The organism is Vibrio wakamikoensis, from assembly GCF_050337275.1.
GTDB lineage: Bacteria > Pseudomonadota > Gammaproteobacteria > Enterobacterales > Vibrionaceae > Vibrio > Vibrio chaetopteri.
On record NZ_JAKJST010000024.1, the window covers coordinates 109,836 to 128,095 of the forward strand.

Sequence of the window (18,260 nt, forward strand, 5' to 3'; positions counted from 1 at the left end):
TGAACTCAACAGCGTTAAATTTCATCTAAAAGGAAGTTGTATGTGTTCAGTATTTGGTATTTTAGACATTAAAAGCGATGCCGCAGCCCTACGTCCAGTGGCTCTTGAAATGTCTAAGAAACTTCGTCACCGTGGCCCAGATTGGTCCGGTATCTATGCCTCAGATAAAGCAATTCTAGCGCATGAGCGTCTAGCGATTGTTGGTCTAAACAGTGGTGCGCAACCTCTGTATAGCCAAGATAAAAAACACATCCTTGCTGTTAACGGTGAAATCTATAACCACAAAGAAATTCGTGCACGCTATGAAGGTAAGTACGAGTTTCAAACCGACTCTGACTGTGAAGTTATCCTAGCGCTTTACCAAGACATGGGTGCAGACCTTCTTGAAGAACTAAACGGTATCTTTGCATTCGTACTTTACGATGAAGAGAAAGATGAGTACCTAGTAGGTCGTGACCACATTGGTATCATCCCGCTCTACCAAGGTTATGATGAACACGGCAACTACTACGTGGCATCAGAAATGAAAGCCCTAGTGCCTGTTTGTAAGACCATCAGCGAGTTCCCTCCTGGTTGTTTCTACGGCTCTAAAGATGCTGAACCTCAGCGCTACTACATTCGTGACTGGAACGAATATGCAGCAGTGCAAGGCAACACCACCAGCAAGGAGGAGCTAACTGAAGCGCTTGAAGCAGCAGTAAAACGCCAGCTTATGACTGACGTACCTTACGGCGTTCTACTCTCTGGCGGTCTAGATTCTTCTATTACTTCAGCGGTGGCTAAACGTTTTGCAGCTATGCGTATTGAAGATGATGAGCAATCTGCAGCATGGTGGCCTCAGCTTCACTCATTTGCGGTAGGTCTAGAAGGTGCACCTGACTTGAAAGCGGCTCGCGAAGTGGCTGACCAAATCGGCACCGTACACCACGAAATGACGTACACCATTCAAGAAGGCTTGGATGCGATCCGTGATGTTATCTATCACATCGAAACATACGACGTGACGACAATCCGCGCATCCACACCAATGTTCCTAATGGGTCGTAAGATCAAAGCAATGGGCATCAAGATGGTACTGTCTGGCGAAGGTGCTGATGAAATCTTCGGTGGTTACCTCTACTTCCACAAAGCGCCAAACGCGAAAGAGTTCCACGAAGAGACCGTTCGTAAACTGCTAGCCCTTAACATGTTCGACTGTGCTCGTGCTAACAAATCTCTAGCAGCTTGGGGCGTTGAAGGCCGAGTGCCATTCCTAGACAAAGAGTTCATCGATGTGGCGATGCGTCTCAACCCAGAAGACAAGATGTGTGGTAACGGTAAAATGGAAAAACACATCCTGCGTGAGTGTTTTGAGCATTACCTACCAGAGTCTATCGCGTGGCGTCAAAAAGAGCAGTTCTCAGACGGCGTTGGTTACAGCTGGATTGATACGCTAAAAGAAGTGGCGGAAGCTAAGATCACAGACCAGCAAATGGAAACCGCGGCATTCCGCTTCCCATACAACACTCCGACAACGAAAGAAGGTTATGCATACCGTGAAATCTTTGAAGAGTTGTTCCCGCTAGAGTCAGCAGCGAAATGTGTACCGGGTGGCCCATCTGTCGCTTGTTCTTCAGCGAAAGCGATTGAATGGGATGAATCGTTCCAAAACTGTGTCGACCCATCGGGCCGCGCGGTACAAACGGTTCATAACGACGCTTACTAATCGCTAGACACAAAAAAAACCAGCCTCGGCTGGTTTTTTTGTGTCTACAACTTAACCTGGATGACCATCTACCCTTGGCGTCACGAGCATTTTTCCAAAATAGAAAACATACATGGCAAACGCCAGCGTCCAGAGACCCGCACTCACATCGACAAGAATGAACATATGCTGCGGCCACAAGGCTACGCCAGCACTACGTATCACCGCCGCTACAATTACGGCAACAAAAGCAATCGTCATATTCGGGCCTTTATATATTGCTCGCCCTGTGTGCCCCATCGTCACTCGGCTTATCATCGCAAGCACCACCCCACCCAGAGCACCAACCGCAAATAGATGCAACATTGCATGAGACGCAAACGCGTCAGAGAGTAACCCGCGACTTAACAAGCTTAACGGCAAACAGAGATACGTCAGCATCAATGACCACACTAGCGGTTCAGAGAGAGTTAACCAAGGTTTCCATCGAGCCCAACGAGCCAACTGAGTGACACCGGCGACGAGCATCAATGGTTGACCTAACGTCGCAAAAGAGAGGGGGAAAAAGCTCAATACAAACAGGGCCAGCAACGGCAAAGTTGCCCCCCACTCCAACCACACAATAGGCTGAGGCTTGTCATACTGAAAACGGCGAGCAGCAAAGAAAGGAATCACTCGGCCGCCCATTATTGACAGCAATAAAGTAAACCACCACAACATGGCTTGCCATACTGCGCTTGAGCTAAATGGCGGCATACCTTTGATCGTTGCGTAGCTAGCAAAGTTAGCAAAAATAGCCAACATAAACAGCGGGACAAAAAACAGGTTACGCCAACCTTTAGCTCGATAGACTCTAAAGCCGACTTCATAGGCCACCAATGCAATGAAAAGTGATTCAATCGATGAGATTAGCCACAAAGGCGTCGGTGTCCAAAATAGTACTCTCGTTATCGTCCAAAGTGCCACCAATAACAACAGTCGATAATGTTTAGTGCCGTTCACTCCCGTCCAGGTCTGCACGGCAGTGAGCACAAAACCAACCACAATCGCCATCGAAAAACCAAAAATCATTTCATGAGCATGCCACCACAAGGCAGGTACCGCCAATGCGCTCGGCTGACCATGCTGAAACATCACAACCCAAGCGACAACCGCAAATACCGCGTAGATGCTTCCCAATAAGAAAAAAGGACGAAACCCTAAACGCAGCCACGCAGGAATGGCTTCTTCTGCCTTTTTATCAACGATGTTAATCATACCAATCACTCTATAATCCAATCTTGTTGACTAAAGCACAAAATGTACCAATTAAAAAAACTATAATTATCAGATACGTAAAAAGTACCTAGTCATAAAAAGAGTCCTATTGACACGGAGTGTATTTATGTCATTTTGACTCTAAAGGTGTCATGTGACTTAACTTCAATCGCCGACATTATTGTAACCTCGCCGGCGTGCGCCTTACCCCAAATGGAACAAAATTCGCTTTTTCACAGACAATAATTTCAAACTCAGTTTTTGCTGTGATTATTGTGTTGTGTTTATAGCCATTGAGAGTAAACTTGCCGCCCATTTAACCAAAACCCCAACAATACTAGGTGAAAACAATGTCGAACCGTGCTTCAGCGCTCAGTAATAGAATGAACATCGTTGCGCTGACGTGGCCTATTTTTATCGAGGTATTGCTGCGCACAGCCCTGAATACCACCGACGTATTCATGCTAAGTGGCTACTCCGATCAAGCGGTTTCTGCTGTCGGTGTGATCACTCAGATCAGCTTCTTCCTCATTGTGATCTCAATGATGGTCAGCAGTGGTACTGGGATCTTGATCGCTCAATACAATGGTGCCTCCAAATTCGCTGAGGCGGCACAAACAGGTGTCGCGAGTATTCTGCTGGCACTTGTTGTGGGTTTTGGATTGAGTTTAGCGCTATTTTTAGGTGCCGAGCATTTTATTGCCTTGTTTGGCCTAGAAGAGCAGGTGGCAGACTTTGGTTACGATTATCTGATCATCAGTGGTTCAATGACCTTTAACGTGACGCTGGGTATTGTACTGACGACCATTCTTCGCAGTCATGGCTATTCTCGCTCACCTATGATGATCAACCTGATCGCCGGTGTGATTAACATCGCAGGTAACTACATCGCCCTGTATCAGCCTTTTGGACTGCCTGTCTTTGGCGTCAGCGGTGTGGCTACCGCAACGGTGGTGAGTCAACTGATTGGTACTTTGCTGATGATTGGTATGGTGCGGGCGAAAAAAATCGAGCTACCCTTTGCCACATGGCGCGATATTCCAAATCAGCTTTATAAGAAAATCATTAAGATTGGCGTTATGAACGCTGGCGAAGTGCTGTCTTATAACATGGCGCAAATGGCGATTGTTTACTTTGTGGTGCAAATGGGTACCGCGTCATTGGCTGCGTTCACTTACACACAGAACATCACGCGTGTCTCGTTTGCTTTTGCCTTAGCGCTCGGTCAGGCGGGACAAATCCAAACCAGCTACTTCATAGGGAAAGGTTGGTCTGATGATATTCTCAATCGCGTGCAAAAGTACTATCTCGTCGGCCTTGCCGCATCGATCAGTATTGTGGTGAGCTTGTTTATCTTCCGCTACCCACTGATTGACCTGTTCACTCAAGATCCAGAGATCGTTACTTTAGTCGCACTTCTCATCGGTGGTTCTATTTTTGTTGAGTCTGGTCGCGTCTCTAACCTGATCTTTATCGCGGCTCTCAAAGGTGCAGGTGATATCAAGTTCCCGGTGCAAATGGGTATTTTAAGCATGTGGGGTGTTGCCGTTATGTTTGCCTACTTACTCGGTATTCACTGGGGCTACGGCATACTTGGCGCCTGGATAGCAATTGGTATGGATGAGTGGCTGCGTGGGATTGTGATGATCCGTCGCTGGCGCTCAAAGGTTTGGACACGCTTTGCGCTGACCTAGTCCTTCCGCACTCCCTAGACCTATCAATAAAGAGCTCGAGCCATCATGGCTCGAGCTACAAATTACTTTCTCGTATCGAACGCAGTATGGATTCATACAATGCTTCTTTAAGCCACTTGGCCTTATCGTTAAGCTGAGACTGCTTTGGCCAAATAAGGGAAATATCAAAATCCGCTACTGGAACAGGAGGAGGCACAGCAGTAAGGTGCGATTGCATCAAACTGATTTGCGCCATTTTTTCTGGAACGATGGCAAACATCGCTCGCCCACTGACAAGCCGACCAATCGTAAGAAAGTTGCGTGATACCGCAGTGACTGCGCGACTGAGCCCAACGGCATCCAAGTGCTTGTCCACATTACTTGAGAACGCGCCTTCTGGGCTAACCAAACAGTGAGGTAAAGAGACGAAAGTTTCGATATCGACCTGTTCAATATCTACCATAGACTGGTCATATATGCAGACATGCTTCTCGGTATACAACTTCTGACTTGCAAACTGCTCATCAAGTTCAGGAATGCTACCAATGATCATATCTAGGCTCTCCTGCTCACTAAGTTGCTTGTAGCTGTTTCGGTTCACATTGACAAAGCTAACTCGAGAATGAGGCGCATCGGACAAAATGGCATCGTAAATCACGGGTCCAAAAATGAACTCGGCATAATCGGTCAAACCAATTTTACACACCCCTCGATACTCATTTGGATCAAACTCACTGCTAGGTAGCACCTTATGCTCAACCAGATTAAGGATTTGTTCCACAGCAGGAAATAGCTCACTCGCTCTCTCAGTGGGCACCATTTGATGCCCTTTGCGCTCAAATAGCTTGTCCCCACACAGTTCACGCAGTTTTGCCAAGCTATGACTCATCGCAGACTGACTGACAAAGCATTTTTGTGCAGCGAGCGACACACTTCGTGTCTGATACAGCCGATAAAATACAATCAGTAAGTTGAGATCTATACGTTTCCAGTCCAGTTTTTCTTGTCCCATTTTATTCATAGTAGATATCAAAACTATCGATTTGAATCATTATATCTCAGGCTCTACTATCAGTACCAACTGAAAATTTGATTATCAATTGGGTTATATTGTGTCTACTCAACCTTCCGCTGCGCAAAACGAAGCACATGACAATGAGCAATCATCACTGTTTGCTATCTTCAAAATCTTTTTCGGCCTTGGCTGGGTAAGCTTTGGCGGACCTGCAGCGCACATTGGCTATTTTCGCAACACCTTCGTTGAAAAGCTCGGCTGGCTACGTGATGAAGAGTACGCTCAGATCGTTGCTCTGAGTCAGTTCCTCCCAGGCCCCGGCTCGAGTCAGGTTGGTTTTGCCGTGGGGTATCAACGCGCTGGCCTTGGTGGGGGCATCATGGCTTTTTTGGGCTTCACCTTACCTTCCGTGATACTTATGTTGCTTCTAGCGGTACTCAGTAGCCAGCTTACTGAATCCAGCTATTTTCAAAATGTCGTACATGGTTTGAAATTATTGGCTGTACTCGTGGTGGCCGATGCTGCATGGGGTATGTACAGGAATTTCTGTAAATCTCCGCTCACTGTCACTTTATGTATCGGTACCGCCATTGCCCTACTGCTATTTCAAAGCGTCGCAAGCCAAGTGTTGGTACTCGTGATTGCTGCAGCTGTTGGCGTGCGCTATCTCGCCCATGGTAATGTCACCAAAGACAAGCCAGCCTCTGCCACCCGCTCATTTTCATGGCTACCACTTGCAAGCTTTTTTGTGTTGCTGCTCACTCTTCCCCTTGTTGGCACATACTCATCATCGGTACAGCTATTTTCCGATTTTTATCAAGCGGGTAGTCTAGTGTTTGGCGGCGGGCATGTGGTTCTGCCATTGCTGCAAAATATTGTTGGCGATCAGCTTACGCAAGATGCCTTTTTGACCGGGTATGCTGCTGCTCAAGCCGTTCCAGGCCCAATGTTTACCTTTGCTACCTATATCGGTTATGAGCTTATGCCGTCAGCGCCTTTGCTCGGTGCCATCATTGCTACCCTTGGCGTTTTTGTGCCTGGCTTTCTACTGCTTGTTGGCGTGCTGAAAAACTGGCAACAACTGGCTGCTATTCCTGCTGTATCCGGTGCATTGGTTGGCGTCAATGCTGCTGTGGTGGGACTGCTGCTGTCCGCTCTGTATCAACCGGTGTTTACTAGCGCAGTCATCACACCGCTCGATCTCTGCTGGGTGCTATTAGGAGCACTATTAATGAAGCAGTTCAAGTTACCGATCGTTTGGATGGTCATCTGCTTTGCTGCTGCCGGATTCATGGCGCCAAGTGTTGCAAATTTAATCTAAATCAAAGTTATAGCGGATTACTGCTGTGATAGCTCGCAACCTATTAAAAGCATTTCTACACTAATTATTGGGGGCGAATGCCCCCTGTGATACTAGCAATAAAAGGGTTAATGGTAATAAAAGACAATTAATGACTCAATTCACCTAAGACATGCATGCTCCATCAGAGTACACACCACTCGATATGCCTCCATGACAAAGGGTGATATTCAGGAGGTGAGTTATGGATAGCACAAAACTAGGTCAATCTCTGCATACGAGCTCAAATGCCGATACTATTGGTGAAGCGATTAAACACACCCATCGCAAAATCTCTCATCAAGCTCCTGAAATTGTACGACTGGCTTTTGCCAGTTACGACGATGTGCGAGGCACACTGAAGACTTTTGCGCACAGCACAGAACTTGGCAGCCCACTACTTCATTACAGTGCGCCAATCAACAGTCAGTCCTCTCTTGGTAAAAGCATTACTCGCCAACAAGCGCGGGTGCTCAATGACATCCTATCAACCGTAACCAGTGCTAGTAGACATTCACATTGGTTGCTCGAACAAGGCTATCAATCATCGTTAACGCAACCTATTTTCGATGATGGCCAATTTCTTGGCATGCTGTTCTACGATGCCACTCAACCGCACTACTTTGACTCCGCGACCCGAGAAGAACTCGTCGCCCACTCAGCACCACTGCTCGAAGTGATTACTCATCAACGTCGCTGCGTCAACGCGATGACAGACTTGGGTCATGTAGTGAGACGCACCAACTTTGAGCACCAAGATGAGAGCTTAGATCACGCCTACCGGGTTGGTCAGTTTGCTCATATTATCGGCACCGAGCTTGCGCAGCTTTATCAGTTGGATGATGAAACTTTGGATCATATCGTGCAGTTTGCTCAGTTGCATGATATTGGAAAATACTCAGCGCTTGGCACCTCTTCGCAAAGTCTATGGCTTGAAGATTGGGGGAATCACTTACAACTGACCGCTCAAATCCAACACGGTTTAAATCTAGTTAATGATTTGGCACGACAAATCCATGAGCAGCAACACACCTGTGTGCAATTGCTACGTGACATCATTCAATATCATCATGAATATTTAGATGGCAGTGGCGCCCCACTTGGTTTGCGCCACGCTGACATACCAGTGTCAGCTCGCATTGTTACTGTTGCTAACATTTTTGATGCTCTAACAAGTCATCGCTATTACAGCGAATCTTGGTCATTGACTCACGCCCTGCTTGAGCTCGAAAAAATGGTGGCCATGGGCAAGCTTGATGGTAATTGTGTACAAGCACTTCGAGCCCAGCAAGACGCTGTCAGGCTTGTGATGCAGTCGGTTCACGTACCAAGAGTTTAACGCTCATGTAAGCGCAAGTGATCTCATAGCTTGCGCTCGATGTTGAAGTGACTCCTCGTAAACAGATCTGAGTTTTTACTCAAATTATGTGCTAAAGGCCTCATTTATCAGTCACTCCCTTCTTGCAGTCCCTAATCACAGTGACTAGTATTGTATTGTTAACAATCAATTAACATAACTACAACTATAAAATCTATCGTTCTACACGCAAACGGAGTTCAAGAATGATACAGCCTAATAACGAAACGACTACTTCTAGCTGTACGCTACCGCCGCCCAATGAAATGATCCTAAAGTGGGCGCATGAAAAACCGAATGAGGTTTACCTCAAACAGATCATCAATCGTGAGTTCGTAGAATTTACTTATGCCGATGTTGCTGATAAAGCGCTGAGACTCGTCAGCGCACTACGATCACTTGGGGTGCAGCCGGGTGATAAAGTCGCACTGATATCGAAAAACTGTGCTGAATGGTTCATCTGTGATTTAGCTATGATGCTTGGCGATTATGTCAGCGTACCTATTTTCCCAACGGCCGGCCCTGACACTATTGAGTACTGCTTAACACACAGTGAGAGTAAAGCGCTTATTGCCGGTAAGCTTGATGACCCAACGGCAACCAGTGAAGTCATCAGTGGACTGGATTCGCTTATCACCGTTTCACTGCCTTACGATACAGCGCCGAGCTGCCAACACAGCTTTACTCAGCTTGTAGCCGATCATCAGCCAAGTGAAGAGCGTCCAGTGCACTATGACGACAAACTGATGTCTTTGGTTTATACCTCTGGTACATCTGGTCTTCCAAAAGGGGCGATGCTGACTTATGGCGCATTCAACTGGTCAGTACAAAGGTTGATTGACCACATAGGAATTGAGCCCAACGACCGCTTATTCTCATACCTACCACTGGCACACATTACAGAACGTGTCTACATCTTCGGCTCGTCGGTCATCGGTGGCGTACCAACAGCTTTCCCAGAATCTCTCGATACCTTTATCGAAGATGTGAAGATGCAGCGCCCAACGCTGTTTATCTCAGTACCACGATTGTGGAACTTGTTCCAACAGCGAATCCAAGACAAGCTGCCACAGAAAAAGCTCAACATCTTACTGAAGATCCCATTTGTAAATTCACTTATTAAGAAGAAGCTCGCCGATGGCCTAGGCTTAGACCAAGCTCGTGTGTTGGGCTGCGGATCAGCGCCAGTATCGCCAGCTCTACTTGAGTGGTATCACAGTGTCGGCCTTAACATTACTGAAGCTTGGGGGATGACCGAATCGTTCGCCTACAGCACGATTAATCATCCATTCAGAGCCGACAAAATTGGTAGCGTGGGTAATGGAGGGCCAGGGATTGAGCTGAAAATTGCCGACGATGACGAGATCATGGTGCGCAGTCAGGGTATGTTCTCCGGCTACTACAAAAATGACATTGCCACTCAGGAGTCTTTTGACAGCGACGGTTGGCTGCATACCGGTGATATTGGTGTTATCGATAGCGAAGGCTATTTAACCATTCGCGGCCGTAAGAAAGACACTTTTAAAACAGCAAAAGGTAAGTTCGTTGCTCCTGTACCGATTGAGAACAAGCTCGCAGAATACAGTCGTGTCGAGATGATGTGTCTGATCGGACTAGGCCTGCCAGCGCCTATCTTATTGGTCGTGCCTCACGACTTCCCTAACTTTGACCGTGAGCGCTACGCACGAACCGCAGAGCGCGTCATCAAGCGTATGAACCAAGAGTTAGAGTCCCATGCTCAAATCAAAGGTGTGTTGATGGTTAAGGAGCCATGGAGCATTGAAAATGGCTTGCTAACCCCTACCTTGAAAATTAAACGTCATCTTCTCGAGCAGAAATACCACGAAGTGGGTCAAAACTGGCCTAAAGGTCAGTTGGTGGTGTGGGAAGAGTAACTACTCTTTAATCAAGAATAGGCGACCTCAAGGTCGCCTATTTTATTTCCAGAAAGGTCTATGACTTTCTTGTTTCGCCTCATAGGGGCTAATGCCGACATCATCAAGCAATCGGTCTGACATCTCTGCAAGTGCTTTTCGAGTTCTGTAATTTCGATACCAAACGCTAAGTACAGTTAAGATATTCTTTCTCAGTTGAAATCCATCGTTTTCCAGCTCTGTACATTCGAGCTTCGTAATTGTTCTGTCCATTTGTTTTCCCTCCGTCTTTTCGTATAATTTTTGTGCACACAGAGAAAACTGACAAACGATCTATCCTGTCATTGAGTTAAGGAAAACTTAAGTGAAAGAAAAACTCCCTCCACTACAAGGGCTGTATTATTTCTATCAAGCAGCCAAGCTTGGCAGCTTTAAAGATGCGGCAGCAACGCTTTATGTCTCGGCAGCGGCGATTAGCCAGCAGATACGGCAGTTAGAAGAGCTGCTTGGTTGCGAACTGTTTTATCGACAGCACAGAAAAGTCATGCTCACTGCTGAAGGGCACTCGCTCTTTAAGGAGTTGAGTCAGGGGTTTGAACATATCCTGCGCGGCGTTCAGAGCATTCATAACGACGCAGAGCCCAATCGGCTTTCAATCTCCACCCTTCCCTCTTTTGCGCAGCATTGGTTGGTGCCTAGAATTCAGAGCTTTCGTGAGCAGCATTCAGAACTTAGTCTGCTTCTCGAACCAAACAACAAACTGGTTACTTTCAAAGACGATTCAGTGGATATCTGTATTCGCTATGGTGAGGGGCATTACCCTGATGTAGAGAGCCGACTTTTGATGGAGGATATTATCTATCCCGTTTGCCATCCCCTGTATCAGCAGCAATATGGAATCCACACTATCCATGATCTGCATAAAGCCGACTTAATTGAAGATACATGGCCTGATATGGATTGGAGTTTATGGCTCAATCATGTCGGCGCGCCTATCGGCACGCGAACGCTCCAGTATAATGGGGCGCACTTTGTGGTAGAGGGGGCACTGTCTGTGCAAGGTGTCGGATTGATTAAACACAGCCTGGCTTATCGATACATTAAAGAAGGGACATTAGTTCGTATTGGCGATTTCGCATTAAAGCCTCGATTCGCCTACTACGTATGTGCACCGGTAAATCATTTCAATCGCCCTAAAATCCAAACTTTTTTGTCTTGGCTAAGCAAAGAAGTGGATGAGTTTAAGCGCTGTGATATGTCGCACCTCACCATCATCGATACCGACTACGTTCTAAGACCAAGCTCTCTGTAGAACCTAATAATTAGGCTATAAAAAAACCCGCCGAATGGCGGGTTTTTACTATCTGAAGTTAAAGACCAATTACTTGTTGTCTTCTTTCGCTTTAGCGATAACTTCTTCAGCAACGTTTGCTGGACATGGTGCGTAGTGTTCGAACTCCATAGAGAACTGACCACGACCTGAAGTGATAGTACGTAGGTGACCGATGTAGCCAAACATTTCTGATAGAGGAACGTTAGCTTTAATACGAACACCAGTAGTACCAGCTTGCTGGTCTTTGATCATACCACGACGACGGTTAAGGTCACCGATTACGTCACCAACGTGATCTTCTGGAGTGAACACGTCAACGTGCATGATTGGCTCAAGAAGCTGTGCACCAGCTTTTGGCATAGACTGACGGAATGCACCTTTCGCTGCGATTTCGTAAGCGATTGCCGAAGAGTCAACTGCGTGGAATGAACCGTCGAATAGCTCAACTTCTACGTCTAGCGTAGGGAAGCCAGCTAGAACACCGTTGTCCATCATGCTCGCGAAGCCTTTCTCAACTGCTGGCCAGAATTCCTTAGGAACGTTACCACCAACAACTGAAGAAGAGAACGTGAAGCCAGAGTTCGCTTCGCCTGGTTTGATACGGTAGTCGATTTTCGCGAACTGACCAGAACCACCAGATTGCTTCTTGTGCGTGTAGCTATCTTCAACTGGTTGAGTGATAGTTTCACGGTAAGCTACCTGTGGTGCACCTACTTCTAGCTCAACGCCGTAAGTACGCTTAAGGATGTCTACCTTGATATCTAGGTGAAGTTCACCCATACCTTTAAGGATAGTTTCACCTGAATCTTCATCAGTCTCAACTTGGAAAGATGGATCTTCTGCAACCATTTTACCGATCGCAATACCCATTTTCTCAGTAGAACCTTTGTCTTTTGGAGATACAGCAATAGAAATTACTGGTTCTGGGAAGATCATAGCTTCTAGAGTACATTCGTGCTTAGGATCACATAGAGTGTGACCAGTTTGAACGTTCTTCATACCAACAACAGCGATGATGTCACCAGCTTGTGCTTCAGTAAGTTCGTTACGCTCGTCAGCCTGCATCTCACACATACGACCGATACGCTCTGTTTTACCAGTCGCAGAGTTAAGGATAGTGTCACCCTTCTTCAAGCGGCCTGAGTAAATACGGATGAACGTAAGAGCACCGAAACGGTCGTCCATGATTTTGAATGCTAGTGCGCGTAGTGGCTCATCTACAGATACTGTAGCAACTTCACCAGTCGCTTCACCAGTGTCTGGATCTGTTAGAGGTTGTGGGTCAACTTCAGTTGGAGCTGGTAGGTAATCTACAACAGCGTCAAGGATTAGCTGAACACCTTTGTTCTTAAATGCAGAACCACAGAATGTTGGGAAGAACGCTAGGTCACGAGTACCTTTACGGATACAACGCTTAAGGTCTTCGATAGAAGGCTCTTCACCTTCCATGTAAGCTTCCATTAGGTCGTCGTCTTGCTCTACAGCAGTCTCAACTAGCTCTTCACGGTAAGCTTCTAGATCGTCAACCATATCAGCTGGAACGTCTTGAACTTCGTAGTTTTCTGGAAGACCAGAATCATCCCAAACGTAAGCTTTACGGTTTAGTACGTCTACAACACCAACGAAATCGTCTTCACGACCGATAGGCAGAGTCATTACTAGTGGGTTAGCACCTAGAACGTTCTTAACTTGGTCAACAACGTTAAAGAAGTCTGCACCCATACGGTCTAGTTTGTTAACGAAGATCAGACGAGATACTTCTGATTCGTTAGCATAGCGCCAGTTTGTCTCTGACTGAGGCTCAACACCACCAGAACCACAGAATACACCGATACCGCCGTCTAGTACTTTAAGTGAACGATATACTTCAACTGTAAAGTCAACGTGTCCCGGAGTATCGATAACGTTTAGGCGGTGGCCGTTCCACTCACAAGTTACCGCAGCAGACTGGATTGTGATACCACGCTCAGCTTCCTGCTCCATGAAGTCAGTTGTAGACTCACCGTCGTGTACTTCACCAGTTTTGTGGATTTTACCAGTAAGCTTAAGGATACGCTCAGTGGTGGTAGTTTTACCCGCATCAACGTGCGCGAAAATACCAATGTTTCTGTACTTTGATAAATCTGCCATTGTCTTACTCTGTTTATAAGGTATAAATTGCGCGCAGAGTATATCACAATCTGTAAAGACCGATACCTCTGCGTGCATGTGTATTAAAAAAAAGTTATCCGAACCCGACTCGATAACACGCTACCTTGGGAGAAATGGTCTCTCAAGGCTTACGTCATCAAGCTTCAACGGGTTTGGGAGTTGTTACCAGATCGCAGTTAATTTTAGCTGCTCTTGGTGATTTTTCGATGTCATTTCGCAAAATCATACTTTCGTTGGCGGTATTCTACCTGAATTCAAGCAAAAACCACCATTAAAGTTCATCAAATGCTGAAATCGCTTCTGAAAGCTTCTTCACGCCGTGTATCTGCATGCCTTCAATGCCGCCTTTTGGCATGTTCGCCGCTGGAACAATCGCTTTTTTAAAGCCGTGTTTAAACGCTTCCATTAAACGCTCCTGGCCACTGGGTACCGGACGAATTTCACCCGCAAGACCCACTTCACCAAACACAACCACATCTTTTGGCAATGGACGGTCACGGAAACTGGAAAGCAGTGCCATAACTAAAGCAAGGTCAGCGCTGGTTTCTGTAACCTTCACACCACCCACTACATTGACGAATACATCTTGATCCGCCATTTGAAGCCCTCCGTGCTTGTGCAGTACCGCTAGTAACAACGACAAACGGTTTTGCTCAAGACCAACAGCCACTCGGCGCGGGTTCGCCAGTTGGCTATAATCCACCAGCGCTTGGATCTCAACAAGCAGCGGGCGAGTCCCCTCCCAAACAACCATCACCGAACTGCCCGAGGTTTCTTCTTCACCACGAGACAGGAAGATAGCCGACGGGTTACTGACTTCTTTTAAGCCCTGCCCTGTCATTGCGAACACTCCCAGCTCATTCACCGCGCCAAATCGGTTCTTGTGGCTGCGAAGTGTTCTAAATCGGCTATCGGTGCCCCCATCGAGAAGTACGGAACAGTCAATAATGTGCTCGAGCACTTTAGGGCCAGCTAACGTACCATCTTTAGTTACGTGGCCAACAATGAAAATCGCCACATTGTTTTGTTTTGCATAACGAGTTAATGCCGTCGCCGATTCGCGAACTTGAGCCACGCTACCAGGAGATGACTGAACATCAGCCACATGCATAACTTGAATCGAGTCGATAACCATCAACTTTGGCTGTTCTTTTTCAGCGATTTGGCAAATACGATCGACATTGGTTTCAGACAACATTTTAAGATGCTCTTTAGGCAGCCCTAAACGAGAAGCTCGCATCGCTACCTGCTGAAGCGACTCTTCGCCAGTAACATAAAGCGTCGGCATCTGTGAGGATAACCAACACATCGCTTGCAATAGGAGTGTCGACTTACCCGCACCAGGGTTACCACCAATCAGAATCGCTGCGCCTGGAACCACGCCGCCACCTAACACTCTATCTAGCTCTTTGAAGCCGCTGGTAAAACGTGGCACCTCTTGCAGGTCAATCTCAGACAGTGTTTGAATTGTCGATTCGTTTGCACCACCAGCATAGCCCGTTAGTCGCTCGTTGCGCGCGACTTGCGGAGATGCTGCTAAACGCACCTCACTGATCGTATTCCAACTGCCACAAGCATTACATTGCCCCTGCCAGCGTGGGAAATCTGCGCCACAATCATTACACACATAAGCTCTTTTCGCTTTTGCCATATTTTGAACTAACCTACTTACTCTGGTGCTATAAATGCACTGGGTTGCATTAATTATTGATTAATCTATTAGTTTTGAGCATCCAAACGCTCAAAGTATTGTCAAGTTATGACAATACACAAAGAATAAGGTGCAAGAATAACTTATCTTTCTTGTACATACCGTTAAGGTTTTCGGCATGGTAGCCGATATAGGGCATTACGCTGTACTTATTTTGATGAAATCCATCATCACAGGGACACTTTAACAAAACTCATGCAGCAAACAGAAATACTTTCCATCGCAGAGCGCTTGATATCAGCCTATCACGCAGAAGACTTCGAACTAGTGCTGAATCAAGTCACCGAAGGTGAATCTCCTTCTACCAAGTTGTTGGTAAAAATGGAGCTCAACCGTCTTATGGCACCGTGTCACAAGCGTATAGACTTACGTGGTCGCGTATCAACGAACTGCCACGAATATCAATTAGACGGACTGTCTCACTGGCTCGACGATCGTGCATTTAACTCCTACCATCACCTAACCCGGAAATACGGCGGTTATACAGAGGGGGTGTGGGAGCTTTTGGTCGATAAAAAAACCCTTAGTAACCTTGGTGATGAGCAGCGCAACGCCCACCGCGGCGATCTCACCGATCCACAAAGCCCATATGCTGCCAGCCCAATTAACTTAGGGTATGACCTAAAACGCAAAGAATGCCGTTTAAAAGTGGAATCGCAAGTCTCCATAACACTAGAAAATGGTGAAACCATCATTGGCCTCAGTGTCGACCTATCGAGTTCCGGTGCCAAATTCAAAGTCCCAGGCACCTTTGACTACGATTTAGGCCAGATCATTAGTGTGAGTTTCGATGAGCTTGCCGAAACCAGTCAGCTTAAAGAAATCACCAAGCCGATCGAGTATCGCGTTCTAGGCGTCGATGGGCTGCATGGCGTCTCACCTGTGAAATACTTGCGAACTCTAAGACTAACTCGCACTAACGCGGTTGAGCTTGTAGTTAATAACATGCTCAATACTGAGTCCAAAAAAGTTCGCCATGACAACCAAGATCGCATTACTCGTGCCCGTACCCGCGGTTTTGAACACACCTATCTTAAGCATGCTTGTAATCTACCGCTGTTTTTCAGCGGCAATGATCTTAAGGTCGCCTTGCTTACCGAAAACAACCAAGACATCTGGCGTTATTGGAATGACGAGCGTAACCAGCAATCACTGGCCTCATTATTCTCCACTGAACGTATGGAGATGTTGGTAAAGGCCGGAATCAAAGGTTGTAGCAACGTTCTTTATACCTTTACCCATGAGCACAACGGCATGAAGCTGTTTTACTCAATGATGATGCCAGAAGCCGAGCGCCAAGAGCGACAACTGTTCTGGCACGTGGGTGGACGACGCGCTAGCTGGCGCGCATTCCGTCTATCGGTGTTTGAACTTTCCACCGACGACATGCTGACTATTTCAAAACATTACGGCGAACTGGTTGGGCACGATGAAAAACTGACCCACTTTGGTATTTTGCAAGAGATCAGTGACGACAAGTCGGCCAGTGACTATCTGTTTACCGAAAAGCCGCGTCTACCAGCCAGTTCTTTGAACCGGTTTAGGCACCCGAGAAACGTCAAATCGCAGCCGCGTGGCCTGTATTTTGATGCAAAATCTCGTCGCAAGGAGCCCAGATATCAGTTTCGCTCCCCACTGGTGACGACAACACCGGACGGCACCACTATAGCAGGCGCCACGGTCGACTTATCCAAACATGGCGCCAGCATTCAGCTCACCGAGCCGCTTAACATACCTTCGGGCTCTCTTGTCTCCATCGACTATCTAGAGCTAAAGCGCTACAACCAACGTATTCCACTTAACCAGGTGCCCTACGAAATCGTTCGTTTATCTGCAGATAGGAAGACCATTCACCTTAAAATTGTCGAGTCAGGTAAAACCGTCAAGACCATTGCGTTTTTCCGCGGTATTATCGAGAGCAATCAGGACAAATTGGTGGCTCAGCAAGAGATCTTGCCAAGCTCATCACTACTTGAAGCCCTGCATAATGTACTGCTTGGAAAGATGGTCTCGACACCCGTTTACGTCGATAAACGCGGCACATCTGTCAAATGTCGCTCGGTTGGGGTTAACTTCCCACTTCCTGGTTACTTACAGTTTTTTGAGCGTATCGGTCACGAGCAAAAGCTTGCGCTCGAACCTATCTTCAAAGGCCGCAGCAATTCGCTATTAGCTGAGCCTCTCAAGCGAAAGCCGGGAGCTAAGCCTGTCGCATTCGAACTGTACATAGGTGTGCTCAAGCTTGGGGATAGGATCCAATCGATTCACACCAAAGTACGCGATGAATTTGAATCAACCCAACAACGCATCAACTTTATTAAAGATGCGCTCAATATGGGGGAGCTCTATATCCTCCGGGTTACTTCAGGCCCAGTGTATGATGCCTTGACCACACTAATGAAAAAAGACATCAATGAACTATTGTCGTTAAGCCTCAGTCATGCGCGAAATCTTGAAAATGAAATGACCGCCATTATTGGCTATTGCGAATTGGTAGATATCACAGAAGAAGTGTTGATTCGCCTAGAGATGAATAGCTAACCGCGAAGCCTTGAACCGCTTACGAAAAACGGCCCCTGCTAGGGTAATGCCGATCAGTTAACAACTAAATGATCGGTTGAACGATCCATTCAAAGTGTCAAAATCCGAGTGTATTCAATGCACTCGGATTTTTTTTATGTTTTTAAGACAGGCTCTTAACCAAGTTCATCAATTCTCTGCAGAGCAACTTTCGGGTTTATCTGATCTGCTTTCTCCAGAACTCATTTCCCAGTGTTTGGAAGATACAGGAATTACGACTATTCGCAGACGAAGGTTACCAATGGAAATGATGGTTTGGAGTGTTGTTGGGATGTCTCTGTATCGC

At 46.7% G+C, this 18,260-nt stretch carries 13 protein-coding genes; 8 read left to right on the forward strand and 5 right to left on the reverse strand.

Going from position 1 to position 18,260, the window contains the following annotated elements:
• Positions 1–40 precede the first annotated feature (40 nt).
• The gene (asnB, locus tag L4C42_RS14945; RefSeq protein ID WP_112459620.1) at positions 41–1,705 is read left to right on the forward strand and encodes an asparagine synthase B; all 1,665 of its coding nucleotides are present in this window, start codon (positions 41–43) and stop codon (positions 1,703–1,705) included.
• Positions 1,706–1,756: 51 nt separating this feature from the next.
• Here the strand turns inward: asnB and L4C42_RS14950 are convergent, their stop codons facing one another.
• Positions 1,757–2,941 carry an NnrS family protein gene (locus L4C42_RS14950; protein ID WP_353496942.1) on the reverse strand — a complete coding sequence of 395 codons (1,185 nt, stop codon included), beginning with the start codon at positions 2,939–2,941 and terminating at the stop codon, positions 1,757–1,759.
• Positions 2,942–3,291: 350 nt separating this feature from the next.
• Between L4C42_RS14950 and L4C42_RS14955 the strand changes: the two genes are divergently transcribed.
• The gene (locus tag L4C42_RS14955; RefSeq protein ID WP_353496943.1) at positions 3,292–4,635 is read left to right on the forward strand and encodes an MATE family efflux transporter; all 1,344 of its coding nucleotides are present in this window, start codon (positions 3,292–3,294) and stop codon (positions 4,633–4,635) included.
• Positions 4,636–4,690: 55 nt separating this feature from the next.
• Here the strand turns inward: L4C42_RS14955 and L4C42_RS14960 are convergent, their stop codons facing one another.
• Positions 4,691–5,635, reverse strand: a complete 945-nt coding sequence (locus L4C42_RS14960; RefSeq protein WP_418641988.1) for a LysR family transcriptional regulator — start codon at positions 5,633–5,635, stop codon at positions 4,691–4,693.
• Positions 5,636–5,783: 148 nt separating this feature from the next.
• Here L4C42_RS14960 and chrA point away from each other — a divergent pair, with 148 nt between their 5' ends.
• The 3 genes from chrA to L4C42_RS14975 all read left to right on the forward strand — a co-directional run bounded on the left by chrA (position 5,784) and on the right by L4C42_RS14975 (position 10,220).
• Positions 5,784–6,950 (forward strand): chromate efflux transporter, encoded by a 1,167-nt coding sequence (gene chrA / locus L4C42_RS14965; protein WP_353498727.1) that lies wholly within the window; start codon positions 5,784–5,786, stop codon positions 6,948–6,950.
• 223 nt (positions 6,951–7,173) lie between these two features.
• The gene (locus tag L4C42_RS14970) at positions 7,174–8,307 is read left to right on the forward strand and encodes an HD domain-containing phosphohydrolase (RefSeq protein ID WP_429761050.1); all 1,134 of its coding nucleotides are present in this window, start codon (positions 7,174–7,176) and stop codon (positions 8,305–8,307) included.
• A gap of 224 nt (positions 8,308–8,531) precedes the next feature.
• A complete protein-coding gene (locus tag L4C42_RS14975) occupies positions 8,532–10,220 on the forward strand; it encodes an AMP-binding protein (protein WP_353496946.1) in 1,689 nt (562 codons plus the stop codon).
• A gap of 42 nt (positions 10,221–10,262) precedes the next feature.
• On the opposite strand, the gene L4C42_RS14980 is transcribed toward L4C42_RS14975, so the two are convergent.
• Positions 10,263–10,472: a DUF1127 domain-containing protein gene (locus L4C42_RS14980; RefSeq protein ID WP_353496947.1), complete on the reverse strand. Its 210-nt coding sequence runs from the start codon at positions 10,470–10,472 to the stop codon at positions 10,263–10,265.
• 91 nt (positions 10,473–10,563) lie between these two features.
• Here L4C42_RS14980 and L4C42_RS14985 point away from each other — a divergent pair, with 91 nt between their 5' ends.
• Positions 10,564–11,511, forward strand: a complete 948-nt coding sequence (locus L4C42_RS14985; protein WP_353496948.1) for a LysR substrate-binding domain-containing protein — start codon at positions 10,564–10,566, stop codon at positions 11,509–11,511.
• A 69-nt stretch (positions 11,512–11,580) separates the two neighbouring features.
• Here the strand turns inward: L4C42_RS14985 and fusA are convergent, their stop codons facing one another.
• Both fusA and radA read right to left on the reverse strand, forming a co-directional pair.
• Positions 11,581–13,662: an elongation factor G gene (gene fusA / locus L4C42_RS14990; protein ID WP_418641986.1), complete on the reverse strand. Its 2,082-nt coding sequence runs from the start codon at positions 13,660–13,662 to the stop codon at positions 11,581–11,583.
• 292 nt (positions 13,663–13,954) lie between these two features.
• Positions 13,955–15,334, reverse strand: a complete 1,380-nt coding sequence (gene radA / locus L4C42_RS14995) for a DNA repair protein RadA (RefSeq protein WP_338165214.1) — start codon at positions 15,332–15,334, stop codon at positions 13,955–13,957.
• Positions 15,335–15,589: 255 nt separating this feature from the next.
• Here radA and L4C42_RS15000 point away from each other — a divergent pair, with 255 nt between their 5' ends.
• Positions 15,590–17,935, forward strand: a complete 2,346-nt coding sequence (locus tag L4C42_RS15000) for a PilZ domain-containing protein (protein ID WP_418641985.1) — start codon at positions 15,590–15,592, stop codon at positions 17,933–17,935.
• Between the two features lie 136 nt (positions 17,936–18,071).
• Positions 18,072–18,260 (forward strand): transposase domain-containing protein (locus tag L4C42_RS15005; RefSeq protein WP_429761053.1); only part of this gene is annotated, 189 nt, incomplete at its 3' end.